We start from the raw sequence: 25316 nt of genomic DNA, 5'->3' as shown, positions 1-25316 counted from the left end.
CCTCCCCTTCAGGTTCTGGTTCTTAGGAAGACAAGGGATCCGCTGCTGTTCTCGGATCCCTTGCTCTTGTCCTTCATCTGTGCTGTCGTTCTAGGAAGTTGTCTCTAGAGTCAAGGGATTGGCCGTAGGAGAACTTTGGCATGGTGCAATCGACCTACTACTATGGCGGCGCTCCGGTTCGGACTCCGCCTCCCGATTTGGCTTCGCTGCTGCTGCAAGAGCGCATTGTCTATCTGGGTCTGCCCCTGGCCGAGGAGGCGAATGCCAACGTCACCAAGCTGATTGTGGAACAATTGCTGTATTTGCAGTACGAGGATCGGGAAAAGCCGATCAAGATGTACATCAACTCGACGGGCACCTACAGCTACGACACGGCAGCTTTTGCCATTCTGGATACGATGAACTACATCAAGCCGCCGGTGCATACCATCTGCATTGGCAATGCCATTGGCATGGCGGCCATGCTGTTGGCGGCGGGCGCCAAGGGGTTCCGGGCCAGTTTGCCCAATGCCACGATCGTGCTGCATCAGCCGTATGGGGGCACCCGTGGACAGGCCAGCGATATTGAAATTCGCACCCGCGAGATCTTGACCTTGCGCAACATGATGCTGGAGGAATTATCTCGCAGCACGGGCCAGCCCATAGAGCGCATCAAGAAGGATACGGAGCGGCTGTTTTTCATGACTCCGGAAGAGGCCAAAGCCTACGGTCTTATCGATCAGGTGTTGACCAGCTCCAAAGCCCTGCCGAAGTTGGCAACAGCCAAAAGCTGAAGCAGAGGGATCCGTCGATGGTTCAGGTCCCTGTACAGCCTTTAACGGCGGAGGAGTACCTACGCCTCAAAAGCTGGCCTTATGAAGGACGGCTTGAACTTGAAGACGGGTATATTCGGGAAGTGCCAACTGAGGAGCGCATTAACACCCTCATTGAGCTGTTTCTGATTGCGGAATTGCTCAAGTTTTTGCCCGTCCAACGCCTGAGCTTGGGCCAAGTTGAGGTCGAAGTGCCCGCAGCCAAGGCTCGGTTTCGCAACCCAGATGTGATGGTTTTACATCCTGACCATGTGAGCTTGCTGGGGAACGGTCGCGGAACCCTTCGGCTGCCCATGCCCCCGCCGCTGCTGGTGGTGGAAGTGGTTTCTCCTGGAATAGACAATGAAAAACGTGATTATAACGTGATTATCAAGACAAGCGCAAAGACTATGCTGCCCGTGGGATCCTGGAATACTGGATTGTGGATCCCGCCAAGCAGTCGGTGTCGCGCTGGGTTGGCGGGGAATACGAAGACGAGGTTAAAACCGGCCCTGAACGCATTGTTTCCTCGGTTTTGCCCCAGCTAGATTTAAGCGCGCAAGACCTCTTGCAAGCGCATCGTTCTGTGTAGTGTTCTGTACTTTGCCAGGAGAAACTTATGCCGATTGGAGTGCCTCGCGTTCCCTACCGTCTGCCCGGTGAGCCCTACAGCCAGTGGATCAGCCTCGACGACCGCCTGTACCAAGAGCGGATCTTGTTTATCGGCGAGCCCATCGACGACAACCTGGCCAATACCATCGTGGGGGTGATGCTCTACCTCAACTCCCAGGATCCGCAAAAGGATATTGTGATGTACATCAACTCTCCTGGTGGCTCTGTAACGGCGGGCATGGCCATTTACGACACCATGAACCACGTCAAGCCCGACATTGTTACCGTTTGCGTGGGCCAAGCAGCCTCGATGGGGGCCTTCTTGCTGGCTGCCGGCACCAAGGGAAAACGCTTTGCCCTGCCCCACTCCCGCATCATGCTGCACCAGCCTTCCCTGGGGATGATCCAAGGTCAGGCCAGCGATATCGAAATTCGCGCCCGCGAAACTTTGCGGGTCAAGCGGCGTATGAATGAGCTCTTGGCGCAAATGACTGGCCAGCCGCTGGAGAAAATCGAGCGGGATGTGGAGCGGGATTTCTACCTCTCGGCTACGGAAGCCCAAGCCTACGGCATTGTAGACCGAGTGATCCAAGAGCGCTCGGAAGCAATGGCCGGCTAAGGGGGATTTTGGCTCGCTGCAAAAAGACGGCCTGGGCAAGATCCCGAGTAAGATTAGGGAGCTGAGGACTGGCTCGCTGTGGTTTGACCGTTTGACGGGCCTGGATTCCGGCAGGTGTGATGTTCCCCGGCTTATACGGTACTGGTTCTAGGGTGCCGGGAGAGGGGCTGAGGATCCCTGGGGTAGCTAGGATAAGGCGGAGTGGACCGAGAGATTTGCATCCGGTGAACCGAAAGCATTGGGTCAAAAGGAGCAGTGGATGGGCCAGTCTGCTGGTGTTCCTGCTGTATCCGCCGAATCAGGCCTTGGCTTTGCCCCCGGCTTCTGAAATCCCTGAGGAGGTGCTGCGGGCGCAGCCAGATTTGCAGGCTCGCTCTCCGGTCGATAATCAGCCCCTCACCGCTGGCGAAGCTCTGCAACTCCAGGCAGCCCTGGCAGCCCGGCCCGAAACCGGATCTGTTTCTCCAGAGGTGGAGCGGCTGATCTTTTTGCTCAAGCTGCGCAGGGGTTTCCGCGACCTGTTTCCTTTTTTGTTCCCATAGCCCTCCTAGCTAGCCCAACAGTTTTCCGAACCCTTAGGGGCGAGGGGGAAATACCACAGGGATCCTTTTCTGGTAGCGGTAAGGGCCGGCGCGGGATCCCCAAGTTTGTTGGCCGGTGGTGGCGTCGAAGCCGCGATCCCAGGTGATGAATTCCTGGGCTGTGAGGTCAAACTCGATGTGGATGTAGGTGCTGTCGCCGGGGTTGAGGCGGCAGCCACCGCCCGGCAGCATCTGGCCGTGGTAGCAGTCTGCGCGCTTTTCTACGAGGATGCGACAACCGGGCAAATGCTGCAAGTCAGACAGAGAAAGCTGCGCCAAGCGCTGCAGATCCTGAGAGGCACCTGCCCAAGCCGCTTGATCCCGCAACTTATAGTTCTCGATCCGCAAGGGATCCGCCAATACCTGCAGCACCCGGCTGCGGTAAAACCGGCCCGGCGTGTGCTCGTTAAATTGCTCGGTAAAAAAGCCGATTCCTTCTGAAAACAGGTGGGGAAGGCGCACGTACCAAAGGCTCACCGGTACAAACCACACCGGTTCTGCCATGGCTTGGGCGCGGTTGCTGTAGTAACCTTCCAGCCAATCGGCAAAAGTATTGAGGTCGGAATCGGAAGTTGCCGCAGCAGAAGCTGTCATATGCAAGAAGGAGGATCGCCTGTCTTCGGGATTTCTCGATCCTAGGGTTATTCTCACCCCCAACCCTGCTTCCGGAGGGAGAAGGTTGGGTGCCGAACCGGAGGGCTCAGTGTTGAGGAGCTTGCTCTGCTGAAGGCAATTTTTCTTCTACTATAGAAAGCTATGACAAAACTCACCCCCAGCTCCAGCTACAGCATTGCTCTACGTCTGCGCCTGCCCAACCAGCCAGGAGCGCTGGCCCGTGTTACCCAAGCTATTGCCGAGGTGGGAGGCAGCCTCAGCCAGATCGACCTCATCCACCAATCGGCAGCCGAAACGGTGCGGGAAATCTGCGTGGATGCCGTTAGCAGCGAGCATGCCGAGCAAATTCGCGCCGCTGTTGCCTCTTTGCCCAACGTAAAAGTGGAGCGGGTGGTGGATCGCACCTTTGAGCTGCACCGGGGGGGAAAGCTACAGGTGGTGGCCAAAAGCCGCCTGGAGAGCGCCGCCGATCTGGCCATGGCCTATACCCCGGGCGTGGGTCGGGTGGCGCTGGAAATTGCCGCCGATCCCAGCGCTGTGTATGAATACACCATCAAGGGCAATTGCGTTGGCATCGTAACCGATGGCAGCGCCGTGCTGGGCCTGGGGAATATCGGCCCGGAGGCGGCTCTGCCAGTGATGGAGGGAAAAGCAGCCCTGTTCAAACGCTTTGCTGATATCGATGCTTTCCCGCTCTGCCTGGCCACCCAGGAGGTGGGGGAAATTGTGGAGACGGTGGTGCGCCTGGCGCCGGGGTTTGGCGGCTTCAACCTGGAGGACATCAGCGCCCCCCGCTGCTTTGCCATCGAGTTGCAGCTCAAGGCCCGTCTCAACCTGCCGGTGTTCCACGACGATCAGCATGGCACCGCCATTGTGGTGCTGGCAGCGTTGTTGAATGCCTTGAAGGTGGTTAAAAAAAGCCTAGAGGAGGTGCGCATTGTCCTCAACGGGGCAGGAGCAGCCGGTATTGCGGTAACTCAACTGCTGCGACGGGCCGGGGCCAGACATATCCTGGTCTGCGACCGCCAAGGGATCCTCAGCCGCTCCCGCGCCGACCTCACCCCCGAGAAAGCTGCCGTTGCCGTTGAGGAGAGCGGATCCCTGGCAGAGGCTTTGGTGGGAGCAGATGTGTTCATCGGGGTGAGCGTGGCCAATGCTTTGACACCAGAGATGGTGGAGAAAATGGCGCCGGATCCCATTGTCTTTGCCTTGGCCAACCCGGTGCCAGAGATCCAGCCCGAGCTGGTGGCAGATCGAGTCGCCGTGATGGCCACCGGGCGCAGCGACTACCCCAACCAGATCAACAATGTGCTGGCCTTCCCAGGGGTGTTCCGCGGCGCTCTCGATTGCCGCGCCAAGCAGATCAACACTGAGATGTGCCTGGCTGCCGCCCAGGCCATTGCCAATTTGATCCCACCGGAAGATTTGGATCCCCAGTGGATCATTCCCTCGGTCTTCGATGGGCGGGTAGTTCCTCAGGTGGCTGCCGCCGTGATCCAAGCTGCCCGCCAAACAGGAGTGGCCGGGATCCCTTGAGGGTTCCCCCTGGCCAAAAGCGGGTGGAAGGCAGCAGGCCTCAGCTAGAAGCCGCAGGAGCCCCGCACTGTACCCCCCTCAATCCCCCCGCCCCCCTGCCCCCCGTATACGGGGGGTTGGGGGGGAAGGGGGGCGGTCGGAGCCGGGTAGTTTACGATTTGCTTTTGCGGAGATCCGCACTATCAAATTGCTCTATCCACAACTCCCAGCAATCGGCGCGCCGGTTGCAAAGTTGCTCAAGATATTTGCAATAAGATCTTTGGGCTCTGACAGAGTTAACCGGAGACTTGCTTGTTATTTTTGTTACAAGATCGGGGATCCTCTCTACCTAGAGTCGAGGAAGCCGGACTAAGTCCTGATAGGCTGGAGGAAAGTTTGGGATCCCTGCCATGTTCTACTTGCCGGTCTCGCTGTTGCTGTTTTTGATGCTGGTGCTGCTGCTGCCTTTCCTCTGGCTGGGGCTGGCGGTGGATGTGGTGGCGTTGGCGGTGGGCAAGTTGGGGTTCTCGCGGGAGGGGGCGCTGTTGCTGCTGCTGGCTATCCTGGCGGGCAGCTCGGTCAATATTCCCCTGTATCGTGTGAAGTGCGAGGTAACGCTGGTGGAAGACCTGGCCAGCCTGTGGATACGGCAATTTTGGGGGATCCCGTTGGCCAAGATCTCTCAGGAGACCGTGGTTGCTCTGAACGTGGGCGGGGGGCTGATCCCGGTGCTCTTGGCCCTGTATCAATTTGGCCGGGCCGATGGGCTGTTGATCCTGGCCGTAACGGCGCTGGTGACTGTGGTCAGCTACTATGCTTCCCACGTGGTGCCCGGAATCGGCATTCAGATGAATCCCTTGACCGCCCCGGCTACGGCAGCCTTGGCCGCCATGTTCTGGGCTGGAGATCAGGCGCCGGCGGTGGCCTTTGCTGGCGGGGTTTTGGGCACGGTGATCGGAGCGGATCTGCTGCACTTGCCGGAGGTGCTGCGGCGCAATTGCTCGGGCATTCTCAGCATTGGCGGGGCCGGGGTTTTCGATGGCATTGCTCTCTGTGGCCTGTTTGCCCTGTTGCTGAGCTAAACCAGCAAATAGGTGAGGGAAAGGGTAACAGCCTGGCCGGGATCCAGCCAGCGCAAGTCGGGATCCCCTTCGGGGGCACGCTGGGTCAACTCCTCGAGGAGAATTTGCGTCCATTCCAGCGGCCCATTGAGCAACAGCGGCGAACGGGCTACCCCCAGCTTGCGGGCCATGGTTTTGAGGGCTTCCAAGCTGGCCGACAAGGGGCGAGTGCTGGCCACAAACAGCAGCTCGGTCAGCCCCTGGGCATGGCAGGTGAGCAGATCGGGATTGACGGCAGAGCGCGAATTGCCAGCCATCTCAGGCAGAGGTGGCAAAGTCAGGCTGCTCTTGGCCTCCAGGCGCAGCGGCAGGGCAAAGTCCTCCTGGGGCATGGGGGCCAGCAGGTGCAGTTGCCCGCTGGAATCGACCATCAACAGGTACCCGAACAGATCCTGCTCGCCCTCGTTGCGCAGAGTGAGATAGAGGGGATCCCCGCGCATAAAGCGTGGCATGCCTGGCTCGCCAGGAGCAGCGGCCCCTTGGGCAAGCCGTGACCCCCGCAAGGGTTTGCCCTTGGTGGACAATTCCCCCACCACCGCCAGCGGCGAGATTGCCGCGTTGAGGGTAGCCCGCAGGCGCTTGGCCGCCAGCAGATGGGCCAGACGGGGCACCAGCCGCTGCACTGCCGTAGCGGCAGCTTCCCCAGCCGGCCCGCAGGAATTGAGCAGCAATTCTCGCCCCGGCCAAAAGAGGCTGTAGCTGTTGACTTCCAGGGGTTTGGGCAGAGCGTCCAATTGAAAGGCGGCGGCCATTTCGGGGGTGATGCGGCCCAGCAGGCAATCCACCTGGCGCTCGCGCGGGTTGGCCGTCTCCATCCAGCTGTAGCCGGCGATGGCGTTGGTCAGATCTACTTTTTCAACGCGGCCTAAGTTGTCTTCCAGACCCACCAAAAGCTTGAGGCTGCTGGAGAGGCTGCGCAACTGCTCCCGCACCAGCGTGCCCACGGGGGGAAATTGACCTTCCCCGTTGGCCGGCTGCACCTGTGCCAACAGGCCGCTGCGAGAACGAATCAGCAGCGGCACCGGCGAGGCGGTGGAAGGCTCGGCAGCAATGGGAACCAAAAGAGTACCTGGCTGCAAGCCGCAGAGTGCCGCCGGTGGGATCCCACCCAGCCACACCTGGGCCCGATTCCCCTTCACTTCCTGGATGGCGCCGCTGACTCCCACCTGAGGGGGGGTGAGGAAGTAGGGCGGGATGCGCCGAGCCGTTTCTTTGCCCTCCAGGATGGGGCGCTGACAAGCAAACAGGCCCAGCTCCCGCTGACCGGCCACTTGGTTGAAGGCTATCAGCAGGCGGGTGGCAGGTGTGGTCTCCCACAGGTACTGCGTCAACAGGTAGGTGAGTATCCCTGCATGAAATCCCGGCCAAGCGGCTTCTGCCGCCAAATCTTGGGGGGTGGTGGCGGCAATTAACAACCCCTTGGGCGGAGAGGGCCAAATCTGCTGCACTTCACCAGAAGGCAGGCGACCGGGAGCCACCGCCTCTGGGGAGGTAGAGGCTACTTCCTTGGGGACTTTCGGCGGGCGGGAGCGCAGTTGCAAGTTGCCCCGTACTGCGGGTGCAACATAGGTAAAGCCACAATCGAGTACGGTCGTGAGCTGGGCTGTGCCCAAGCTTTGCACAAGCTGGAAAAAGCGCTCCAGACCCATAGCCGCCGCTTCTTCAGGGCCAGCCAACAGCAGCGCCGGCTGCCAGCGCTCGGGCGAAGATCCCGCCTGCCATTGGCCGTAGCCGCTAAACTGCACCACTACCGTTTCAGCCGTCTGACTTGCACTTCCCAGGTGCTCGGCAAAGGCTGACTGGATCGCGCTTGAAGTGGCAGCTCCATCGGTGAGGATGAGAATGTCTGCCGGGTCAAAGCCAAAGCGATACCGCAGCAGCTCCCGCTGCAGCTCCACATCCGTGACACACCCCTGTAACGGGGATCCCTCGCCGGGGTAGCGGTTAATGCCTATCAAGAGAGCCAACTTGCGGGAGCTGGCCGCCAAAGCTTGCCCGTAGCGCTCAGCCTGACCCACCAACCAGCCGGGAGAGAGACCAAGGCCGGCAGCAACCAGGAGTAACTTTTGTAGAAAAGACCGCCTTTCCATGTCAACCCTGTGGGCTGCCTCGCTGGCGTAACAGCCACCCTGTTGGCGAACGAGCCACAGCTCAACTCTGCACCGGATCTGTTGCTGCCTATTTCAGGATATCCCCACCCCTCCAGCTTTTTCGAGGGATCGGGTGACAGTTTTTGGCGTTTCGTTTACATTCTTGGCGGGATCCCGCCTCAAGTCCTTTCCGTCTGGGGATACCGACGCCAAGGCCGCTTAGGAGTTCAGCTAGAAACGGCAGGAGGCCCGCCCTTTTCCTCCTGTACACGGGGGATACGGGAGCGTGTCAATCAACAGCCGCGCAGCAAAACAGAGCGTTGGCGGTCGAACAGTTGGGCGTTTTCTCAACTGAGGCAGTTTCTGCACTCCAAGGCGGTGGGGCCGGGGTCAAGGTTGTGGTGGTGCCGCCTGCCGACAGTTTGCAAACCGGCCACCGATGTTTATGGCTTGGCCAGCAGGAAGGGAAGCGTTTTCGTTGTGTGAACCCGGCCTGGGGCTGGGAAGGGGAGGCAGATTTTAACGGTGCCAATGTGATTGCGGTTTTGGGGGCTGCTGTAAGCCGGCCTGCCCCCCGTACACGGGGGGTGTGGGGGGCCCTTGGTTGGCTTGCCAACTGCAGGGCTACCCAAAGCCTGCACTCTATGTGTCAGCATGAGTGCGGGCAATTTACAAAATAGGGCAAGTGAGCCCCCCGTTCCGGCCAATCGCAGCGGAGGAAAGGGATCACGATGAACCCAGCCAAAACTAGACAGCACAGGCTGTAGTAGAGGTGAAAGCTCCCGATGGGATCCACCTGTTCCACTACCCCTCCTCCCAGGGATCCCAGCGCTAGAGCCAGGATATTGTTCAAAGCATGGGCCAGGATGGGTAAGCTCAAGGAGCGTGCTTTCAGGTAGAGCAGCCCCATCACCAGGCCAAACACCGTCAGCCCAAGTGGGTTAGGGTGCAGTAGGCCAAAGACCACGGAAGAAGCCAGCAGGCCTCTGTCAAGCCCCCACTTGAGGCTCCAGCGGTGGAGCAAAATGCCGCGAAACAGCCATTCCTCCGTTATGGGGGCCACCACTGCAATCGAGAGCCAGCGCAACCCCTGGTACACCTGCGGCCAGGCTGTCTCCCCCTCCTCTTCCCCCAGGGAGTCCAGCATCGACTCCGCCAGCTCCGGGAAAGACAGCGACACCCAGTAGAGCATCAGCAAAGTGGTGCCCATGGAGAGCACAACCAAAGCCGGCACTACCCGCAGCAGGGATCCCCAGGGAATCACAGCTCGCCAGTTGCCCCACAGCCGCCTCATCTGCAAATGGGCTCGTCGCCCGCGCTGCCAGCTCCAGATACAAGTGAGCACAAACGTGACGCAATAGACAACGTAGGCCAGCACCGGATCGTCCGAGGGCAGAGGCAACAGCCTGGCCAAAGCGACAACTCCCAGACCCACCCCCCCGTTGATCGACAGGAAAGCCAGCAGCAGATAGCGGGCCTTCAGCGCTGAAAATCCGGCTGAACCCGGCTCGGCAGGCGGCAAGGCGGGGGATCTGGACATAAAAAAGTAAGAGGTAGGAGTTTTCCCATCTTATAAGGGTGGGGGAGAGAGCACCGACTTTGGAAAGCCAATCCTCCGGGCAAGCTACCTCGTGGAAGGGGAAAGCCCCCCTCTTCAAAGGGAGAGGAGGTCACTGCTTGCGCTGAATCCAATAGGTGGTAAATAGCTCGCCACTGGCCTGTTTCTGGATTTTGCCCCCCAAGTCGGCGATGCGCCGCTCCCACTCCTGTAGGGGCGTGAGAATCGGCTCGCTGCCTTTGAAGAGCTCAATCAACCCCCACTGTTCGGCCCACACCGACTCAGGATTGACCACTTCGATAATCACTGGCGCAGCCGGACGCAACACCCGCCTCAGTTCTGCCCAAACCGCGTCAAAGTAGTCTATCGGGTAGTAGTACAAAAATCCTGTAGCAATGGCCAGATCGAACTGCTCTGGCCCGTAGTTTTCCAGGTGATGGGCGGATCCCTGCTGCATCGACTTGAACAGCTTGGAGTTAAGCTGCGGTGCCCGCGAGCGCACAAAGCGCACGATCCCCCCGCTCAGCTCATGGCCGTAAAAGTAGGCCTGCCAATCGTTCCAGGGATAGGTCAGGAAACTCACTCCACAGCCCAGATCCAAGCAGGCTTCCCGCTTTTTGGGGGCGCGCAATTGCCAAAAGGGGATCCCCAGGCGTTCCTGGAGGTGATCCCGCTTTTGGGCTTGCCAAAAGGGCAACTGTTCCAGGTCGGGGGGAAGCTGCCAACTGGCCCGACCCAACTGCACCTCCAGCTCCCGGTTGAAGCGGGCGGCTACGGCGGCAAGATAGGGATCCCAGCGTTCCCCGCTTTGCGGTAGCTCCATCTTTGGCCGGCTCTGTTGTGGAGGCTTGGGCGCTTAACTGGCCTTTAACCTAGACTACCAGGAGGCCCGGCCCATAGGCCCCCGGCTGCAGGGATCCATTGACCCAACTGTAGCTGCCGAGGATGGTGCCGGCGGGGACTTGAGCTTGGGAGCCCAAGCGCGTGTAAGCGCCGATGTAGCAGGGCGCGTGCAATTGAACGTCAGGGTGGATCTCGGCGGTCTTGTGAACCCATACCCCTGGCGCCCGTTCTTCCACATCCTCGAGAGGGAAATCCCTCATCCGGCTCAGGAGAATGTCCAGTTGGCCGTGGTAGTAGCTGGCCGGCGTGCCCAGATCCCGCCAGTAGCCAGTGTGCAGGTAGGCTTGCAGCCGTCGCCCCTGCCGCAGCAAGTCGGGGAAGATACGCCGCTCGAAGCTGAGGGGATCCCCGCTGGGGTAGTCTTTGAAAATAGCCGGATCGAGGACATAGGTACCAGCGTTGATGGTGTTGGTGGTGAGGGTGAGGGCTTCGGCAGCAGTGGGCTTTTCCCGAAAGGATTGGATCCGGCCCCCTTCCCCTACCTCCACCAGGCCGTAGGCGGTGACGTCCTCCACCTGGGCGAGGGTGAGGGTGGCGACGGCCCCGCTCTGCAGGTGGCAGTGTATCAAATCTAATAAATCCAGATCGGTGAGGATATCGGCATTGAAGACCACTAAGGGATCCCCGCTGAAGTAGGGTTGGGCCAGCACCAAAGCTCCCGCTGTATCTAGCGGCGTCTCCTCGACGACGTAGCGGAGCTTTACCCCCCAAGCAGTGCCATCTCCCAGAGCCGCCTCGATCTGTCTGCCCAGATACCCCACGCTGAGCAAAATGTCCGTCAGGCCGGCCCGGCGGCAGCGCCCGATCAGCCAGTGTAAAAAAGGCACCTCTAGCAACGGCAGCAGAGGCTTCGGTTGCCACAAGGTCAGCGGCCGTAAGCGAGTTCCTTGCCCCCCTGCCAAAATCACCGCCTGCATAGCTATCCCCAACCCATTTTCCCAGCCTAGATGGTAGGGGAAAAGGATCCAGCCTGCCACAGCCAACTGGCTGAGGCCAGAGGCAGGGAGAGCCCCCCTTTGCCGCTGTTCTGCTGGGCAGCGAAGGCCCGCTAGGCTGGCGGCGACGGCTGGGGATCCCGGCAGGCGGCCAGGATGGCCTGGGCGGCCAGGTGGCCGGAGAGGGTAGCCCCTTCCATGCTGTCGATATAGTCTTGGGCGGTGTAGCTGCCGGCAAAGAAGAAGTTGGGCACGGGGGTCTTCTGGTGCGGGCGATAGGGATCCATGCCTGGCGCTTCTCGGTAGAGGGAGTGGGCCAGCTTGACGACGCTGTACCAGGTCATGTTCAGTTGCCGCGACGAAGGAAACAGCTCGTGCACTTGGCGCAGCACGTGCCGGGCAATTTGTTCGTTGGACATGGAGATGAAGGGATCCCCCGGCGTGAGCACACACTGCAGCAGGGATCCCTGGCCGGGTTTGTAGTAGTCGGCGGGGCTGGTGAGAGCCAGATCGGCAAAGCAGGAGAAATCGGCATCGGGGGTGTAGAGGAGGTTGTCGATGCCAACTGGCTGCGGGTGGTCAGCGGCGCGTTTGGCCCGGCCCTTCAGCTCCGTCACCCAGCCGTCGAAGCGCAATTGCACCGTTGCCACGGGTACGGATTCCAGCTTGTAGAGGTTGTCGAACTGGGGCCACTGCCGCCACACCTGGGGGATCAGCCGTTTCGCCCCTTCCACGGCTGTTGCACACACGTACACATCCGCTTCCACCCGCTCGCCATTGGCCAAGACCAGACCGGTTACTGCGTAGGGAGGAGAGTCGCTGACTTCAATGCGGCTGACCCCTCTGCGGGTGTAAACCTGGCCGCCGCGGGCTTGCAGGTAGCGGACGATGGGCTGGGTGAGGTAGTTGTCCGGGGATCCCTTGAGGAGGTTGAGCTTGGAGGCATCGGTTTTGCTGGCAAACATCTGAAAAATGGTCAGCATGCAGCGGGCGGAAATCTGCTCCGTATCGATGAAGCCCAGGGCATAGGCAATCGGGTTCCACATCCGCTTCAGGCTGGCCTCGGATCCCCCGTGGCGGCGGAACCACTCGGCAAAGCTCATCCGATCCAAAGCGCGAATCTGCCGCATCGCCCCCTCGTAGTCCAGCAGGCCGCGAATCAGAGGGCTGGTGCCCAGCGCCAGGGCGTTGCGCAGCTTATCGGCCCAAGAGAGCTGCTCGGTGGCAAAAAAAGCCTTGAGGCCGTTGAAGGGCGCCCCTAGCGGGAAGCGAAAATCGAGGCTGGCCACCTGCCCCCCGCGGTTGACAAAGGTGTGGGTGTGTTGCTTGGGCAGCAGGTTCTCGTAGGCCCCCACCTTCTTCATCAGGGCAAACAGGTTGCTGTAGTTGCAGAAAAAAACGTGCAGCCCCATCTCGATGTGGTTGCCCTCGGCATCCTGCCAGGAGCCCACCTTGCCGCCCACAAAGGGCCGCGCCTCGTAGATCTGCACCTGGTGCCCCGCTTCCACCAAATCCACCCCTGTGACCAAGCCGGCCAACCCGGCCCCGATAATGGCTACCCGCATCGTGATCCCCTCAAATGAGCTCAGCCAAAGGCTGAGGCAACTGCAAAGAAAGATAAACTTCTCTCATTCTGGAACAAAATGCGCCAGGGATCCCTGGCTTGACAAACGACCGCAAAACTTGCCATGATAGATGTCCGATGCGGATGTAGCTCAGTGGTAGAGCTTCTCGTTGCCAACGAGACGGTCGCGCGTTCGAATCGCGTCATCCGCTTTTCGATCCCTCACCCCCGTCCCCTCTCCCAAGGGGAGAGGGGAGGTGTTAGCGCTTGTAGAAGGTCTCCAGGCTGTGGCGGTCGCCCACAAAGCGCCAGTGCCAAGGTTCGTAGTTCACCCCCTGCGGATTGTTTCTGGGGAAAGACAGCTCAAAGCCAAAACGGGCGGCATTTCTCTCCAGCCACCGGAAGGCAGGGGTGGTCTCAAAGGCTTCTTGAGTGTCCCACTGAGGAAACTGGGCATCGCCAATATCAATGGCGTAGCCGGTGTGGTGCTCGCTGTAGCCGGGGGGAGCGCTGAGCGCAGCCCGTTCTTCCGGTCGCAAGGCTCGCGATTGGGCCAGTTGAAAAAACAAAAACTCCTGCTCCGCTATCGAGCGAAACCCAGAGATAGGGACAAGGCGGATCCCGTCGGCTTGGGCTGCTTCACTCATGCGCAGGTAGCTCTCGGCAGCCGCCTGGCGCAGGCGCACCTCTCGACCACGGTAGCTGCCCACCACCCGCAAGCTGTCTGCAGGGGCTTCGGAATAGGCATAGTGCCCCAACAGAGAAGGTCGCCCATTCTGCACAGTTGGCTGCGGCAGAGAGGGCTGACCGGCTTCCTCCAGAACTTGGGGATCCGCCGCCTGCTGGGATCCCGGTAACTTCTCTATCCCCCAACCCGCCAGGAGCACTAGCCCAACCAGCACCAGGCCCAAGACTAGACGGGACCTCAGGGCAGGCACCGAACTTTGCGCTTTTTTCGCCGGAGTGGACTGGCGACGGGCGACCGGAATGTCGTCGTTCATGCGCAAAGGCCGGGATCTAGCGAGGAGTACTGAAAAGAGGCAGCGCTTCTACAAACCCAAATCCGCCAAAATATCGCGGGCGTGGGTTTCGGTGTTGATGTTCTGATAGACCTTGGCAATTTTGCCCTCGGCGTCGATGACGTAGGTCACCCGCTTGGCGTAGCCGCCTCCATCCACATCGTAGGCGCGGGCGATCACCCCACTGGTATCCACCAGCAGAGGGAAAGGCAAGTTGTACTTCTCGGCAAACTTTTGGTGAGAGGCCTGGTCGTCCATGCTCACCCCCAACACCACCACGTTTTTGCTTTGATAATCAGCGTAGGCGTCGCGGAAGCCGCAGGCCTCTTTGGTGCAGCCAGGGGTGTCGTCTTTAGGGTAAAAGTAGAGGACAACGGTTTTCCCGGTAAAATCAGCCAGAGAAACTTGGTTGCCGTGGGTGTCGGTCGTGTTGAACCCTGGAGCAACGGTGCCAACAGCGAGAACCATAGACAGGTGACCTGAAGAGTGCAAGAGAGAAAGCTGCCCTCAGCATTTTCTTCAGCCCTGGTCGTCTCTGTCAAGCTGTTGCCGGCCCCGACCCGGCTGCCCGTTGCAACTCGACCACCAGCTCTTGGAACTCCACTGCCAGCCTAGAAGGCAGCCGTCGCCCCAGGATCTCCGCCAGCGACCGGTAGTACCACAGGGATCCCTCTTTGCCGCCGGAGAAGCGCTCCCAGAGCTGATCCCCCAGTTGGCGAAAGTCGCGTAGGATGCAGCGGACGTTGTGCAGCTTGTCGGAGGCGGCCACCAGCAAAACCGAGGCATCTGCGGTTTCCAAGTGCTTGAGATAGGCCACTTTGCGCTCTTTCCAGTCTTCTTTGGGCTCGCCCAGGGAGCTATCGCTGTCGGTGTCCGTGCATCCCAGGACGATCTGCAGCACCCGTTCTCCGAAGTGCTCCCGCAGCTCCCGTTCAATCTGAGCCCGCGGCTCGCCGCTGTAGCGGGGGCCATCCTCCAGGCTGTCGTGGAGGAGGGCAGCAATGGCCTCATCTTCGTCGGCGCCATGCTCCAGGGCGATGGACGCCACCGCCAGCAGGTGGCTGAGGTAGGGGATCCTTGTTCCCTTGCGGGTTTGAGCGGCATGCCAGCGGTAGGCGTAGCGCATGGCCTCGGCAAACCGCGGCGTCAACTGGGTAGACATAGGTATCTCTCCGGTCGAGGTTGGCAGTTGAGGGGATTGGTATTGGTAGGAAATCGTATCCAGAAAGCGTCTATTCCAAACCAAGCTTTGACCTGGTTGCCGAGCGGCACTCTGACTTTTGCTTCTTGGAACTTAAGCCACTTTTTCGGGTATGCTACTGAGAACATCCCCTTCTTACGGTAGCGCGGCAGGTTTGGTCTTAAACTCATTCCTTCTTGCCAGGAGAGCCTCAGCTTTTTCTTAGAGCTACTGAGTGCCTCAGCTACAGACTTACACGTCTGTTGTGCGGCGGAAACATACATTGCGATAAAGTGCTTGTTTTGGGTTCTGGCCATCTCATCACAAAGCTCACCATAGCTTGCCCATCGCTTCGTTTTGAAATAGACTTGTCTCGCATCGTACAGAGCACAGTTGCTTATTAGACTGTTGACACAACTCTAATAGGGGGACTAGCTCCCTGTTCTTGACTCGAACCTGCTGACAGCCGTACTCCATCATTGTTGATGAGCAGTATGATAACTACAGTCTGACATGAGTAAGCGATAATGCGAGAGGAAAGTCAACGGTACAATCACTACAACCATGCTGTGGGGCTAGCGGTTGTTTATCTCATTTTTTGGCCAAAGAGAAGGAAAAAAGTCTTGGTAGGAGAAGTCAGGAAGAGGTTGTTTGAGCTATGAAACTATATCAACGACCCCCATCATGGGTAAGCGACTAAAGTGGCTAGCGGGCTTTTCCGCCCTGCACTCAAGTGCGGGGCTACCAAGCTATCCTTTTGTGTGCAGGTGGGGACTGGCCCGCAGGGCCTGGATCACCGGAGCCAGCTCGATGGCTGCGGGCCGCGTACCCAAGATCACAGAAACCAGGGGAAGGGTGGCCATAGGCTCATGGGCAGCGGCACCTGTAGAGGCTGGAAAGAGCTGATCCACTCCGCGCAGCTCATTGGGGTGAGCCTCTTAAAAACACAGGCAGCATAGGGCAGCGTTTTCCCAAGGTCACAAGCTGCCAGGATGGGGACTCTACTCAGTCAGGCTGCGAGCAGAACCCGGAAGAGGTTGTGCTCTCTTGTTCGCTTACCCCGATCTTAACTCCCCATCTGCTCCGCTGATCGTTCACCGAATATGCCAGAAAAAGGTTGACGGGATCCCCTTCCTGCAACTAGCCTAAAAAGGGCTGAAGAGATCCTCTTCGGGCTGTCCGGGTTGTTCCGGTTCAACTCTTTCGGAGGAAAACGTTCAACAACATGGACGCTTCTGGCAGTTGTAGCACCGGCCAGCGGAGATCGCTCTTAGGAGCTCAAGTCCTTGGAGATCTGCGCCTTCCTGGTGCCTTCCATTTTCCCGCTGACAGCCTCAGTCGTCGCTTGAGAGGATCCCGTTTCGCCAACGCGAAGGGACAGGAGAGCTTTCTCAAATAGCTTCTGGCTTGGGTGGCTCTCTCGGTCGGCGACGAACAGATGGGCTGAGCAGAGCTCGACCTGAGCATCGGAAAAGGGAAAAGCAGGAGTGCTTCAAAGGGGACTTCCCCTAGCCTTGGGTTTTGTATTTGTTGTTCGTGGGCCAGGGGGAGCCCTTTGGATTCCCTTTTATCGACTTGGGCTTGTGGGCGTCGAGTCGGGCCTAAGACGTTGAGAGGCGTTCAGCTTCAGGGCTCCCATGAGCCTCGGAGCAGGGGTTGGTCGTTGCCCTCCGGGTCTTTTATCCGGCTGACTCCAACCTTCGGAGGTTTGTTATGCAGCAAAACATTCTTCGCGATCTTCTCTCTCCTGCCTCTTTGGAAGCCGCCAAGCGAGCGGCCAACCGCGCCCCTATTGCCGAGCTGGTGCAGCAGTTGATGGAGATTTCTCCGCGGCAGCGGGTACTGGCTTTTCGGTTGCTGGAAAAAGACAAGGCCATGGCGGTATTTGAGTATTTGCGGCCTGAAGAACAGGCCGATCTCATCCGCAGCATGGAAAACCCAGAGGTGATCCGGCTGGTGGAAGCATTACCCCCAGACGAGCGGGTGCGCCTGTTTGAGGAGCTGCCGGCCAAAGTTACCAAGCGGCTGATCGCCAACCTCAGCCCAGAAGCCCGCGAAGCCGTGAATATCCTGCTGAACTACCCGGAGCGCAGTGCCGGTCGGCTGATGAACCTGCGCTACTTGGCGGTGCGCGATACCCTCACCGTCGGGGCAGCTTTGGCCAGTGTGCGCGACTCCCAACTGGGGGATGACGAGCTGGATGTGATCTTTGTGGTCGATGACCAGCGGTTCTACAAAGGTCTGGTGCGCACCGTGCGGCTGGTGAAGGCGGATCCCGACCTGCCCATTCGGGAGCTGATCGAGGGATCGGATATTGTTGCTCGGGTTACCGACCGGGATCTCCAGGCAGCTCGTTTGCTCAAAGATTCCGGCTTGCCGGCCATTCCGGTGGTCGACAGTGAAGGACGCTTGGTGGGAGATATCACCTTTGAAGATGTCATCAACTTGGTGGAAGAAGAAGCCACCGACGCCGCTCTGGCCCAAGCAGGGGTGGGCAACTTGCTCAGCCGAGACAAGGTTTGGAGCGAGCGCCTGGTTAAAGGCTCCCGTTGGTATGCCGTCCGCCTGCGCATCACGTTTTTAGTCATCACCTTGATTGGCGGCATGGTGGTGGGGGGAGTGATCGAAACCTTTGAGGAAGTGTTGGAGGCGGTGACGGCAGCGGCTGTTTTCATCCCCTTGGTCATGGATATGGGCGGTAATGTCGGCACCCAATCTACGACCATCTTTGCCCGTGGCTTGGCTTGGGGCCACATCAACGTGCGGCAGTTTCTCCCCTATTTGCTGCGGGAAGCCAGCATTGGTGGCATTATCGGAGTGATCCTGGGGGTCACGGCTGGGGTGATTGCCTACTTCTGGCAGGGGGCACCCAATGGGATCCCACAATTGGGTCTAGCGGTGGGCTTGGCTCTGGCCATTGTCCTCACTTTGGGGGCTATCTTGGGCGCCATTTTGCCCTGGGTGATGTTAAAGCTGGGCTTTGACCACGCTCCCGGAGCAGACCCTTTCATCACTACCATCAAAGATTTCACCGGCCTCTGGGTGTATTTCACCTTGGTAGCTTGGCTGGTCGGCGTTGAAGTCGAGTTCTGAGGCTGCTCTCTTCGCCTTGCAGTCCAACTTTGGCTCCCAGGCTACCCCCGGCCTGGGGGAGCTGGATTCAGATTGAATCCGATTATTCGTTCAGGAGGTGTGCCATGACTTTGAAAGCTCCTTCCACCACAGCTCAGTTCCGGTTGCTGCTGCAGCGCTACGCCCATCGAGTCAGCATAACCTGCGCTTTAGAAACGGGTGGTAAGCTGGCCCCAGAAGTGGCCTTTGCTCAACTGGAAACCCTCTGGCAGGCTCTGGAACAGGAGGCCAAAGCCCTGGGGATCCCAGATGTGGCCGGCTAGCCCTCACTCCTCCACGGCAACTGGAGCATGCCCTATGACCTGGATTGACTTCACCTTCCGCCTAACGGTTGCCTTTATCTTGGGATCCCTTATCGGGCTGGAGCGCCAGTGGCGGCAGCGCATGGCCGGCCTGCGCACCAACACCTTGGTGGCCACTGGCGCAGCCTTGTTTGTCATGCTCTCAGTGCTCACCCCTGATGAAAGCAGTCCAACTCGCATTGCCGCCCAGGTGGTGTCGGGGATTGGCTTTTTGGCCGGGGGCGTGATCCTCAAAGAGGGGGCCAGCGTGCGCGGCTTGAACACCGCTGCCACCATCTGGTGTGCAGCAGCCGTAGGGGCTTTTGCCGGATCAGGGTACATTCCCCAAGCCACCATTGGGGCAGGAGCCGTGTTGATCGCCAACATTCTGCTGCGCCCCCTGGGCTACCGCATCAACCAACAGCCCCTCAAAGGCACGGAGCTGGAACTGGTCTATGAGTGTTCATTTATCTGCAAAAGCCATGCGGAAGCCCACCTGCGCGCCCTGCTGCTGCAGGGCATAGCGCCCACCCATCTCAAATTGCGAGCCCTCTACAGCGAAGACCTAGAAGACAAACCCGACCTGGTCAAAGTTGAAGCGGAGCTGGTCACCCAAACCCGCGACGACCAGGCTCTAGAACTTGTCGTCAGCCGCCTCAGCCTGGAGCCAGGAGTGATTACTGCCAGATGGCGAATTATCGAACAGGAATTTGGATAATCCGAACTTTTTTTCCGACTTCATGGGAGTTCTGCAGCCAAAAGGCAGAATGTGCCCAGCTCAACAAAGAGCGGACCTTCGCGCCATGAAGCGAGAGGAGATTTTGCAGTCCAAGCGGGAGCAGCTCCTACGGGTATGGTTGTTTCAAACCCGATTAAGACGCTCCTCCAGTGCTCGGCTCCACTGACGCAACGAGCTGTTTCATTGCTCTTTGAAATAACTACAGTTGTTTATCCTAACAATTCCCAACTGGTTACCAACGCAAACAGCAGAAACAAGCCGCCCCCCACCCAATGCACGGCCCGTTCAGAGATGTGGGCTGCTAAGAAGCGACCGCCCACCACCGCCAACCCCACCATCAGCCCATGGCCGAGGGTGGCCCCTGCCCAGACACTCAATCCCGGGTGGGTGGCTGCCAAGGAAACGGTGGCAATCTGGGTTTTGTCCCCGAACTCGGCCAAGGCGGTCAGGCTAAAGGCCTCCCACACAACAGCCCAAGCCCCGCCGCGGCCAGCGCCTTTTGCTTCGGCTTGCTCCACCAGCCTGAGGGCTTCTTCCTCTTCTTCCTTCTCCTGCTGGGGAGTCATTTGGTAAGCTTGCCAGAGCATTCTTAGCCCAAAAGCCGCGAAAACTCCAGCCGATAGCACTCGCACGCCCAGGGGTGGCAGCAGCTCAAAAAGCACTTTCCCGGCCACCACAGCCAGCAAGGTCATCGCGGCCAAAGCCAGCCACGTTCCCAAGAAGACCCAGCGGCGTGGGTGCCGCATAGCCAGAATCAGGGGGGTAAAAAAGGTCTTATCCCCAAACTCAGCTACTGTGACCAACAACAAACTGGACGCAAAACCGGCCCACATCGTTTAGCCTCCAACCTCTCTTGTGTGCAGAATCGGTTCACACCTGGAGGCGAAGGCTGGGAAAGTCAGACGGACTCACCAAGCTCACCTCCGCGTGAACTCAGTGAAAGTCTCGTCACCAAGGCAAGACGATGGGCTTGCCTTGTCTCTGGCACCGGGCTGCTTTTAGCCAGTATGTCGATGCAGAGGGCGGTAAGCCGCCTGACTACTCCCTTTCTAGCCTGAATGGTAGCATGCTCAGCTCATCCAGGAAAGCTCTCCGTTCGCGCCCGTAGGCCTTTGGGATCCCTGCCTTGCCGATGTTGATGCTGCTTCCCACAAGAGGGCTATGCAGGAGAGACAGGCTATCATGGTTACGGTTCAGGAGGAAATCAGGAGAAGGCCACGTGGATGCAAAGCTAGTCTTGGTGGGGGTTGCTTTTGCCCTCTCTTTGGCAAGTTTTTACTTCGGCACCCGCAACGGCTTTTACGACACCGATAAATATCACGGCAACGGCTCTGCCCACTAGGGCCAAGGGGGGAGCGATTCTGAATAGTTCCTTCGAGGAGTTTGTATCTAGGTAGGCTGGGGATCCCTTGCCCAAGCGAACTTCTCTCCAAAACATGGGCGAGGCTGGCGAAGCTTGTGTGCGGCAGTACCTGGAGGAGCAAGGCTGGCAGATCCTGGCGCAACAGTGGCGCTGTCGTTGGGGAGAGCTGGATCTGGTGGCCTCTAGGGCAGGGGAGTTGATTTTTGTGGAAGTGAAAACCCGCAGTGGCCAGGGCTGGGATCAAAAGGGGCTTTTGGCGGTTGGGATCCAAAAGCAGCAGCGCCTAATCCGGGCCGCCCAAGCTTTCTTGAGCCAGCACCCTGATCTTGCTGAACTAGCTTGTCGCTTTGATGTCGCGCTGGTGGAACAGCGACCGGGCAAGGAAGGGGTGAGCTACGCCTTGGCAGACTATCTGCAGGGCGCTTTTGAGCTCTGGGAATAGCGCCGCTCGTCCAGCCAAGTTTGGAGAATCACTGCCGCCGACTGCTGGTCGATAAGCGCTTTCTGGGCCTTAGCCGGGATCCCGGCCTGGCGCAGATCCCACTCCGCCTGTACGGTGCTCAGGTACTCGTTGACCGTAACCACCGGCAAATCCACGGCCGCCTGCAGCGCCCGCACAAACCGCTGCACCTTGCGGGCCTGGGACCCCACCGATCCATCCGCCAAAAGCGGGATCCCGACCACCACCACGGTGGCTTGGCGGCGGCGGATCCACGCCTGCACTTGGGCGATATCTTCCGGCAGGGAACGGCGCCGGATCACCCCCAGCCCCGTGGCCAGCAGCCCCAGCCCGTCGGAGCCGGCCACGCCGATGCGGCGGTTGCCCACGTCCAGCCCCAGCGCCGAAAAGGGATCCCTTGTGGCAGAATAGTTCAGGTCTGTTGACATCTGTTTGTCCCTCTTGCCGACATTGTAACGGCCTGAAACTCCCTCTCTCTGGCCGTGTAGCTCGGCTGAACCTCTATCCTTTTTCGACAACTCTCTTTGGAGCCTTCTCGATGACCAGCGCCACCCTGTCTCTCCCCAAGCACGAAGTTAAAGACCTGGGCCTCGCCTCTCTGGGCAGGCAACGGATCCAGTGGGCGGCGCGGGAGATGCCGGTGCTGGCCCAGATCCGGGAGCGCTTTGCCCAAGAAAAGCCCCTGGCCGGCCTGCGCCTGGTGGCCTGCTGCCATGTCACCACCGAGACGGCCAATCTGGCCTTGGCGCTGCAGGCAGGGGGAGCGGAGAGCGTCCTCATCGCCAGCAACCCCCTCTCCACCCAAGACGATGTGGCCGCCAGCCTGGTGGCCGACTACGGCATCTCGGTCTTTGCCATCAAGGGGGAAGATGTGGAAACCTACCGCCGCCATGTGCAAATTGCCTTGGATCACCGTCCCAACTTGATCATCGACGACGGCGGCGATGTGACGGCGGAGCTGGTGCAGCATCGCCAGGAGCAGCTCCCGGAGATCATCGGCACCACGGAAGAGACCACCACCGGCCTGGTGCGCCTGCGGGCCATGTCTAAGGCGGGGGTGCTCAGCTTCCCGGTGATGACCGTCAACGATGCCGAGACCAAGCACCTGTTCGACAACCGCTACGGCACCGGCCAATCCACCCTGGACGGCATCCTGCGCTGTACCAACATTCTTCTGGCCGGAAAAACGGTGGTGGTGGCCGGCTACGGCTGGTGCGCCAAGGGGGTGGCGATGCGGGCCCGCGGCATGGGATCCCAGGTAATCGTGACCGAGGTCAACCCGGTGCGGGCCCTGGAGGCGGTGATGGACGGCTTTCGGGTTATGCCCATGGCCGAGGCCGCTTCCCTGGGGGATCTGTTCATCACCGTCACCGGCAACAAGCACGTCATCCGCGGCGAGCACTTCGACCGTATGAAAGATGGGGCGATGGTCTGTAACGCCGGCCACTTCGACATCGAGATCGACCTGGTGGCGCTGCAAGAGCGGACGGTTTCCCGGCAGACGGTGCGCCCCTTTGTGGAAGAATACCGTCTCCAGTCGGGCAAATCGGTGTTCGTCCTGGGAGAGGGCCGGCTGATCAACCTGGCTGCCGCCGAAGGCCATCCCGCCAGCGTCATGGACATGAGCTTTGCCAACCAGGCCCTGGCCTGCGAGTACCTGGTGAAAAACCGTGGCCGCCTGGCGCCAGGGCTGCACCCCATTCCGGCAGAGATCGACGAGGCCATCGCCCGCCTCAAGCTCAAAGCCATGGGGATCTCCATCGACAGCCTTACCCCGGAGCAGATCGAGTACGGCAACACCTGGACGGCAGGAACCTAGAGAGAGCCCCTCACCTCCGCGGTGGCAAACCTGGCCCACCTGCGCCGTCGTGCCAGCAGGCAAGCGGCTTGACACCTCCCCCCCAGCAGGCTAGCCGGTTGACCAGCACCCCGGATGGACAAATTGCCTGGCGGTAGAGTTCAAGCACCACTGCCGCGGTGCACCTGCGCCCAAGTGCGGGTAGGCAGGCCCCAGATGTAGATGAAGCCTTCGGCAGCCCGGTGGTCGAATTGATCCCCTTCCCCGTAGGTGGCCAGCTCCGCGTTGTAGAGGGAGTAAGGGGAGCGGCGGCCCACGCAGACCGCCTGGCCCTTGTGCAGGCGCATCCGCACCACGCCGGTAACGCTTTTTTGGGTGGTGCGGATGAAGGCGTCCAGGGCCTCCCGCAGCGGCGAGTACCAGAGGCCGTTGTAGACCAACTGGCTGTAGGTGGTCTCGATGCCGTACTTGTAGTGGAGGACCTCGCGAGTGAGGGTGAGGCTCTCCAGCTCGCGGTGGGCCTGGATCAACACCGTTAGGGCCGGGCACTCGTAGATCTCGCGCGACTTGATCCCCACCAGCCGATCCTCGATCATGTCGATGCGACCGACACCGTGGCTGCCGGCCAAGGCGTTGAGCCGCTCGAAGAGGGCTCTGGGGCCGAGGCGCTGCCCGTCCAGCTCCACCGGGATCCCCTCTTCAAAGGCGATCTCCACGTAGGCGGGCTCGTCGGGGGTTTGAGCAATAGAGCGGGTGAGGGCGTAGACTTCCTCCGGCGGCTCTTGGTCGGCGTCCTCCAGGATCCCGGCTTCGACGCTGCGGCCCAGGATGTTGAGGTCGATGCTGTAGGGGCTGGATTTTTGTACTGGCATAGGGATGCCGTAGCGCTCGCCGTAGGCGATGGTCTCCTCGCGGGTCATGCCCCACTCGCGCGCCGGGGCCAGCACCTTGAGCTTGGGGTTCAAGGCGGCGATGGCCAGGTCGAAGCGGACTTGGTCATTGCCCTTGCCGGTGCAGCCGTGGGCCACGGCGTCGGCGCCCACCTCTTCGGCCACCTCCACCAACAGCTGGGCGATCAGGGGCCGGGCCAGGGCAGTGGAGAGAGGGTAGCGCTGCTCGTAGAGGGCATTGGCCTGGATAGCGGGGAAGGCGTAGTCGGCAATCAGGGTCTGGACGGCCTCCCGCACCAGGGATTGCTCGGCCCCGGCCCTCAGGGCCTTGGCTTGAATGGCCTCCAGCTCCGCCCCCTGACCCAAGTCCACCGCCAGGGTGACCACCGATTCCACCCCCCACTCGTGCTTGAGATAGGGGATGCAGACGGAAGTATCGACGCCCCCCGAATAGGCCAATACCACTTTCTTTGCCCGTCCCATGCTGCTGCGGATCCCTGTTCAAAAGAAGTTGCTAGCCCATTATGCCCTGTGGCTTGGATCTTGAGGCGGGGGGTGGCAGCGGACGAAGGGGAGACATCACGGTATCGGGGCGCGCCAAGGGATCCCTCCTCGGCCAGGCTTACGGAGGGAGGAAGAACGCCTTGTGCGCAAGGACGGTTTCCACCCTCGACCCAAGCCCAGAGGGCAGGCAGCAAGGCCGAAAAGGCAACAGCAATCGAGCTACCGGAAAAAAGCTAAAAGGGATCCACGGTTACCGAAAAGCGCCACAAAGCCCCTCCTGATCAAGGCTCCAACTGCTTACCCTGAAATTGGGGATGGCTTCTTGCAAGACTGGTTGGAAGACTGCTACTGGAATTGGGATCCGCAGCGTTACCCAAGTCGCAAAGCCCATCATCTGGCCCGCTGCCAATGGCAAATCCATTTCTACCAGCATCTGATGCAGATAGGGCTCCCACTCCCGGAGTCCACACGCGCCCGTGCCGCGACAGAAGTTTTTTAAATTTGTGTTAATTTAGGGGCAGCCTCCTCTTCGTTGCGCAATCCCTATGAACAGCATTCAACTTCCCCAATGGCTGAAGCTGGCTTTGCCCTTCTTTCACCCTGTGCTGATGATTTTCGCCTTTGCCCTAGCTCTCTACGCTCTTTACCTGGGCCTGCAGGTGCGACGGCTGCGCACTGCTTCTGCACAAGAGCGCAAAGAACTCGTCAAGGGTAAGTTTGGCCAGCGGCACTTTCTTGCGGGATCCCTGTTCTTGCTGTTGATGGTGTTCGGGGCCCTGGGCGGCATGGGGGTGACCTACCTCAACAACGGCAAGCTGTTTGTTGGCCCCCACTTGCTGGCGGGATTGGGCATTGTGGCCTTGGTGGCTAGCTCTGCGGCTTTGGCGCCCCTGATGAAGGATGGCCAAAAGGCCTGGGCTCGCAATGTCCACCTCCTGCTGAATTTGGTGATTTTGGGGATCCTGGGCTGGCAGGCGGCGACTGGCTTTCAAATTGTGCAGCGCATCGTCAACCAGATGCTAACCTCTCCTCAGGTGGCCTAGCCC

At 59.8% G+C, this 25316-nt stretch carries 25 protein-coding genes, 1 tRNA gene and 2 pseudogenes; 16 read left to right on the top strand and 12 right to left on the bottom strand.

From position 1 onward, the window contains the following. The first annotated feature begins 140 nt into the window (after positions 1-140). The 4 genes from SYN65AY6A5_RS08000 to SYN65AY6A5_RS07980 all read left to right on the top strand — a co-directional run bounded on the left by SYN65AY6A5_RS08000 (position 141) and on the right by SYN65AY6A5_RS07980 (position 2564). The gene (locus SYN65AY6A5_RS08000; RefSeq protein ID WP_011429553.1) at positions 141-773 is read left to right on the top strand and encodes an ATP-dependent Clp protease proteolytic subunit; all 633 of its coding nucleotides are present in this window, start codon (positions 141-143) and stop codon (positions 771-773) included. Positions 774-790: 17 nt separating this feature from the next. Next, positions 791-1339 carry a Uma2 family endonuclease gene (locus SYN65AY6A5_RS07995; protein WP_099812383.1) on the top strand — a complete coding sequence of 183 codons (549 nt, stop codon included), beginning with the start codon at positions 791-793 and terminating at the stop codon, positions 1337-1339. Positions 1340-1410: 71 nt separating this feature from the next. Continuing rightward, a complete protein-coding gene (locus SYN65AY6A5_RS07985) occupies positions 1411-2022 on the top strand; it encodes an ATP-dependent Clp protease proteolytic subunit (RefSeq protein WP_011429555.1) in 612 nt (203 codons plus the stop codon). A gap of 275 nt (positions 2023-2297) precedes the next feature. Continuing rightward, the gene (locus SYN65AY6A5_RS07980) at positions 2298-2564 is read left to right on the top strand and encodes a hypothetical protein (RefSeq protein WP_041438869.1); all 267 of its coding nucleotides are present in this window, start codon (positions 2298-2300) and stop codon (positions 2562-2564) included. A 33-nt stretch (positions 2565-2597) separates the two neighbouring features. On the opposite strand, the gene SYN65AY6A5_RS07975 is transcribed toward SYN65AY6A5_RS07980, so the two are convergent. Next, the gene (locus tag SYN65AY6A5_RS07975) at positions 2598-3197 is read right to left on the bottom strand and encodes a chromophore lyase CpcT/CpeT (protein ID WP_071813501.1); all 600 of its coding nucleotides are present in this window, start codon (positions 3195-3197) and stop codon (positions 2598-2600) included. A 162-nt stretch (positions 3198-3359) separates the two neighbouring features. Between SYN65AY6A5_RS07975 and SYN65AY6A5_RS07970 the strand changes: the two genes are divergently transcribed. After that, a complete protein-coding gene (locus SYN65AY6A5_RS07970) occupies positions 3360-4754 on the top strand; it encodes a malic enzyme-like NAD(P)-binding protein (RefSeq protein WP_011429558.1) in 1395 nt (464 codons plus the stop codon). Positions 4755-5143: 389 nt separating this feature from the next. Next, the gene (locus tag SYN65AY6A5_RS07965) at positions 5144-5815 is read left to right on the top strand and encodes a DUF1614 domain-containing protein (protein WP_011429559.1); all 672 of its coding nucleotides are present in this window, start codon (positions 5144-5146) and stop codon (positions 5813-5815) included. On the opposite strand, the gene SYN65AY6A5_RS07960 is transcribed toward SYN65AY6A5_RS07965, so the two are convergent. Next, positions 5812-7944 (bottom strand): caspase family protein, encoded by a 2133-nt coding sequence (locus tag SYN65AY6A5_RS07960; RefSeq protein ID WP_099812381.1) that lies wholly within the window; start codon positions 7942-7944, stop codon positions 5812-5814. The two genes, SYN65AY6A5_RS07965 and SYN65AY6A5_RS07960, sit on opposite strands and share 4 nt — an antisense overlap. 273 nt (positions 7945-8217) lie before the next feature. Between SYN65AY6A5_RS07960 and SYN65AY6A5_RS14435 the strand changes: the two are divergent. Then, positions 8218-8624, top strand: a pseudogene (locus tag SYN65AY6A5_RS14435) (zinc ribbon domain-containing protein); the annotation flags it as partial. Here the strand turns inward: SYN65AY6A5_RS14435 and SYN65AY6A5_RS07950 are convergent. The 4 genes from SYN65AY6A5_RS07950 to zds form a co-directional block, all read right to left on the bottom strand. After that, entirely contained in the window at positions 8594-9484 is an 891-nt protein-coding gene (locus SYN65AY6A5_RS07950) for a CPBP family intramembrane glutamic endopeptidase (RefSeq protein ID WP_099884206.1), read from the bottom strand. The pseudogene SYN65AY6A5_RS14435 and the gene SYN65AY6A5_RS07950 sit on opposite strands and share 31 nt — an antisense overlap. Positions 9485-9614: 130 nt before the next feature. Beyond that, positions 9615-10325: a class I SAM-dependent methyltransferase gene (locus SYN65AY6A5_RS07945; protein WP_011429562.1), complete on the bottom strand. Its 711-nt coding sequence runs from the start codon at positions 10323-10325 to the stop codon at positions 9615-9617. A gap of 49 nt (positions 10326-10374) precedes the next feature. Then, positions 10375-11322: an NDP-sugar synthase gene (locus tag SYN65AY6A5_RS07940; RefSeq protein WP_011429563.1), complete on the bottom strand. Its 948-nt coding sequence runs from the start codon at positions 11320-11322 to the stop codon at positions 10375-10377. Positions 11323-11453: 131 nt separating this feature from the next. Next, positions 11454-12905 (bottom strand): 9,9'-di-cis-zeta-carotene desaturase, encoded by a 1452-nt coding sequence (gene zds, locus SYN65AY6A5_RS07935; RefSeq protein ID WP_099812379.1) that lies wholly within the window; start codon positions 12903-12905, stop codon positions 11454-11456. Between the two features lie 139 nt (positions 12906-13044). Between zds and SYN65AY6A5_RS07930 the strand changes: the two genes are divergently transcribed. Next, positions 13045-13116, top strand: a tRNA-Gly gene (locus SYN65AY6A5_RS07930). Between the two features lie 48 nt (positions 13117-13164). Here SYN65AY6A5_RS07930 and SYN65AY6A5_RS07925 read toward each other — a convergent pair. From SYN65AY6A5_RS07925 to SYN65AY6A5_RS07915, 3 genes are all read right to left on the bottom strand, one after another. Beyond that, the gene (locus SYN65AY6A5_RS07925) at positions 13165-13905 is read right to left on the bottom strand and encodes a M15 family metallopeptidase (protein ID WP_099812378.1); all 741 of its coding nucleotides are present in this window, start codon (positions 13903-13905) and stop codon (positions 13165-13167) included. A gap of 48 nt (positions 13906-13953) precedes the next feature. Continuing rightward, the gene (locus tag SYN65AY6A5_RS07920) at positions 13954-14391 is read right to left on the bottom strand and encodes a peroxiredoxin (RefSeq protein ID WP_011429567.1); all 438 of its coding nucleotides are present in this window, start codon (positions 14389-14391) and stop codon (positions 13954-13956) included. A gap of 70 nt (positions 14392-14461) precedes the next feature. Then, the gene (locus SYN65AY6A5_RS07915; protein ID WP_011429568.1) at positions 14462-15085 is read right to left on the bottom strand and encodes an HD domain-containing protein; all 624 of its coding nucleotides are present in this window, start codon (positions 15083-15085) and stop codon (positions 14462-14464) included. A gap of 545 nt (positions 15086-15630) precedes the next feature. Here SYN65AY6A5_RS07915 and SYN65AY6A5_RS07910 point away from each other — a divergent pair. The 4 genes and pseudogenes from SYN65AY6A5_RS07910 to SYN65AY6A5_RS07895 all read left to right on the top strand — a co-directional run. After that, positions 15631-15762: pseudogene (locus SYN65AY6A5_RS07910) on the top strand (IS200/IS605 family transposase); the annotation flags it as partial. Between the two features lie 1054 nt (positions 15763-16816). Continuing rightward, on the top strand, positions 16817-18196 hold the full coding sequence (gene mgtE, locus SYN65AY6A5_RS07905; RefSeq protein ID WP_099884204.1) for a magnesium transporter: 1380 nt from the start codon (positions 16817-16819) through the stop codon (positions 18194-18196). Positions 18197-18300: 104 nt separating this feature from the next. Further along, positions 18301-18498 carry a hypothetical protein gene (locus SYN65AY6A5_RS07900; protein ID WP_099812376.1) on the top strand — a complete coding sequence of 66 codons (198 nt, stop codon included), beginning with the start codon at positions 18301-18303 and terminating at the stop codon, positions 18496-18498. Between the two features lie 34 nt (positions 18499-18532). Beyond that, a complete protein-coding gene (locus SYN65AY6A5_RS07895) occupies positions 18533-19234 on the top strand; it encodes an MgtC/SapB family protein (protein ID WP_011429571.1) in 702 nt (233 codons plus the stop codon). Positions 19235-19464: 230 nt separating this feature from the next. Here SYN65AY6A5_RS07895 and SYN65AY6A5_RS07890 read toward each other — a convergent pair whose 3' ends face one another. Next, a complete protein-coding gene (locus SYN65AY6A5_RS07890) occupies positions 19465-20088 on the bottom strand; it encodes a TMEM165/GDT1 family protein (RefSeq protein WP_011429572.1) in 624 nt (207 codons plus the stop codon). A 386-nt stretch (positions 20089-20474) separates the two neighbouring features. Between SYN65AY6A5_RS07890 and SYN65AY6A5_RS14690 the strand changes: the two genes are divergently transcribed. Then, positions 20475-20597 (top strand): hypothetical protein, encoded by a 123-nt coding sequence (locus SYN65AY6A5_RS14690; RefSeq protein WP_041438124.1) that lies wholly within the window; start codon positions 20475-20477, stop codon positions 20595-20597. 94 nt (positions 20598-20691) lie between these two features. Further along, positions 20692-21060 (top strand): YraN family protein, encoded by a 369-nt coding sequence (locus SYN65AY6A5_RS07880; protein WP_049749715.1) that lies wholly within the window; start codon positions 20692-20694, stop codon positions 21058-21060. On the opposite strand, the gene ruvX is transcribed toward SYN65AY6A5_RS07880, so the two are convergent. Next, positions 21027-21506: a Holliday junction resolvase RuvX gene (gene ruvX / locus SYN65AY6A5_RS07875; protein ID WP_011429602.1), complete on the bottom strand. Its 480-nt coding sequence runs from the start codon at positions 21504-21506 to the stop codon at positions 21027-21029. The two genes, SYN65AY6A5_RS07880 and ruvX, sit on opposite strands and share 34 nt — an antisense overlap. Before the next feature lie 110 nt (positions 21507-21616). On the opposite strand from ruvX, the gene ahcY reads away from it, so the two are divergent. Further along, the gene (ahcY, locus tag SYN65AY6A5_RS07870; RefSeq protein WP_011429603.1) at positions 21617-22897 is read left to right on the top strand and encodes an adenosylhomocysteinase; all 1281 of its coding nucleotides are present in this window, start codon (positions 21617-21619) and stop codon (positions 22895-22897) included. Between the two features lie 140 nt (positions 22898-23037). Here ahcY and SYN65AY6A5_RS07865 read toward each other — a convergent pair whose 3' ends face one another. Beyond that, complete coding sequence (locus SYN65AY6A5_RS07865; RefSeq protein WP_011429604.1) at positions 23038-24249, bottom strand: argininosuccinate synthase; 1212 nt, start codon at positions 24247-24249, stop codon at positions 23038-23040. 566 nt (positions 24250-24815) lie between these two features. Here SYN65AY6A5_RS07865 and SYN65AY6A5_RS07855 point away from each other — a divergent pair. Next, complete coding sequence (locus SYN65AY6A5_RS07855) at positions 24816-25313, top strand: DUF4079 domain-containing protein (RefSeq protein WP_011429606.1); 498 nt, start codon at positions 24816-24818, stop codon at positions 25311-25313. Positions 25314-25316 lie beyond the last annotated feature (3 nt).

Source organism: Synechococcus sp. 65AY6A5, from assembly GCF_002760415.1.
Taxonomy (GTDB): Bacteria; Cyanobacteriota; Cyanobacteriia; order Thermostichales; family Thermostichaceae; genus Thermostichus.
Note: the sequence above shows the minus strand (reverse complement) of the source record. Positions and strands in the feature narration are given on the sequence as shown.

Bases quoted from the DNA above. Each gene is read 5' to 3' on its own strand.
- SYN65AY6A5_RS07895 (WP_011429571.1), top strand. From the start codon at position 18,533: ATGACCTGGATTGACTTCACCTTCCGCCTAACGGTTGCCTTTATCTTG.
- SYN65AY6A5_RS07965 (WP_011429559.1), top strand. From the start codon at position 5,144: ATGTTCTACTTGCCGGTCTCGCTGTTGCTGTTTTTGATGCTGGTGCTG.
- SYN65AY6A5_RS07920 (WP_011429567.1), bottom strand. From the start codon at position 14,391: ATGGTTCTCGCTGTTGGCACCGTTGCTCCAGGGTTCAACACGACCGAC.
- SYN65AY6A5_RS07925 (WP_099812378.1), bottom strand. From the start codon at position 13,905: ATGAACGACGACATTCCGGTCGCCCGTCGCCAGTCCACTCCGGCGAAA.
- SYN65AY6A5_RS07865 (WP_011429604.1), bottom strand. From the start codon at position 24,249: ATGGGACGGGCAAAGAAAGTGGTATTGGCCTATTCGGGGGGCGTCGAT.
- SYN65AY6A5_RS07950 (WP_099884206.1), bottom strand. From the start codon at position 9,484: ATGTCCAGATCCCCCGCCTTGCCGCCTGCCGAGCCGGGTTCAGCCGGA.
- SYN65AY6A5_RS07985 (WP_011429555.1), top strand. From the start codon at position 1,411: ATGCCGATTGGAGTGCCTCGCGTTCCCTACCGTCTGCCCGGTGAGCCC.
- SYN65AY6A5_RS07940 (WP_011429563.1), bottom strand. From the start codon at position 11,322: ATGCAGGCGGTGATTTTGGCAGGGGGGCAAGGAACTCGCTTACGGCCG.
- SYN65AY6A5_RS07970 (WP_011429558.1), top strand. From the start codon at position 3,360: ATGACAAAACTCACCCCCAGCTCCAGCTACAGCATTGCTCTACGTCTG.
- SYN65AY6A5_RS07945 (WP_011429562.1), bottom strand. From the start codon at position 10,325: ATGGAGCTACCGCAAAGCGGGGAACGCTGGGATCCCTATCTTGCCGCC.
- SYN65AY6A5_RS07975 (WP_071813501.1), bottom strand. From the start codon at position 3,197: ATGACAGCTTCTGCTGCGGCAACTTCCGATTCCGACCTCAATACTTTT.
- SYN65AY6A5_RS07915 (WP_011429568.1), bottom strand. From the start codon at position 15,085: ATGTCTACCCAGTTGACGCCGCGGTTTGCCGAGGCCATGCGCTACGCC.
- mgtE (WP_099884204.1), top strand. From the start codon at position 16,817: ATGCAGCAAAACATTCTTCGCGATCTTCTCTCTCCTGCCTCTTTGGAA.
- SYN65AY6A5_RS07995 (WP_099812383.1), top strand. From the start codon at position 791: ATGGTTCAGGTCCCTGTACAGCCTTTAACGGCGGAGGAGTACCTACGC.
- SYN65AY6A5_RS07960 (WP_099812381.1), bottom strand. From the start codon at position 7,944: ATGGAAAGGCGGTCTTTTCTACAAAAGTTACTCCTGGTTGCTGCCGGC.
- SYN65AY6A5_RS07900 (WP_099812376.1), top strand. From the start codon at position 18,301: ATGACTTTGAAAGCTCCTTCCACCACAGCTCAGTTCCGGTTGCTGCTG.
- SYN65AY6A5_RS07890 (WP_011429572.1), bottom strand. From the start codon at position 20,088: ATGTGGGCCGGTTTTGCGTCCAGTTTGTTGTTGGTCACAGTAGCTGAG.
- SYN65AY6A5_RS08000 (WP_011429553.1), top strand. From the start codon at position 141: ATGGTGCAATCGACCTACTACTATGGCGGCGCTCCGGTTCGGACTCCG.
- SYN65AY6A5_RS07855 (WP_011429606.1), top strand. From the start codon at position 24,816: ATGAACAGCATTCAACTTCCCCAATGGCTGAAGCTGGCTTTGCCCTTC.
- zds (WP_099812379.1), bottom strand. From the start codon at position 12,905: ATGCGGGTAGCCATTATCGGGGCCGGGTTGGCCGGCTTGGTCACAGGG.
- ruvX (WP_011429602.1), bottom strand. From the start codon at position 21,506: ATGTCAACAGACCTGAACTATTCTGCCACAAGGGATCCCTTTTCGGCG.
- SYN65AY6A5_RS07880 (WP_049749715.1), top strand. From the start codon at position 20,692: ATGGGCGAGGCTGGCGAAGCTTGTGTGCGGCAGTACCTGGAGGAGCAA.
- ahcY (WP_011429603.1), top strand. From the start codon at position 21,617: ATGACCAGCGCCACCCTGTCTCTCCCCAAGCACGAAGTTAAAGACCTG.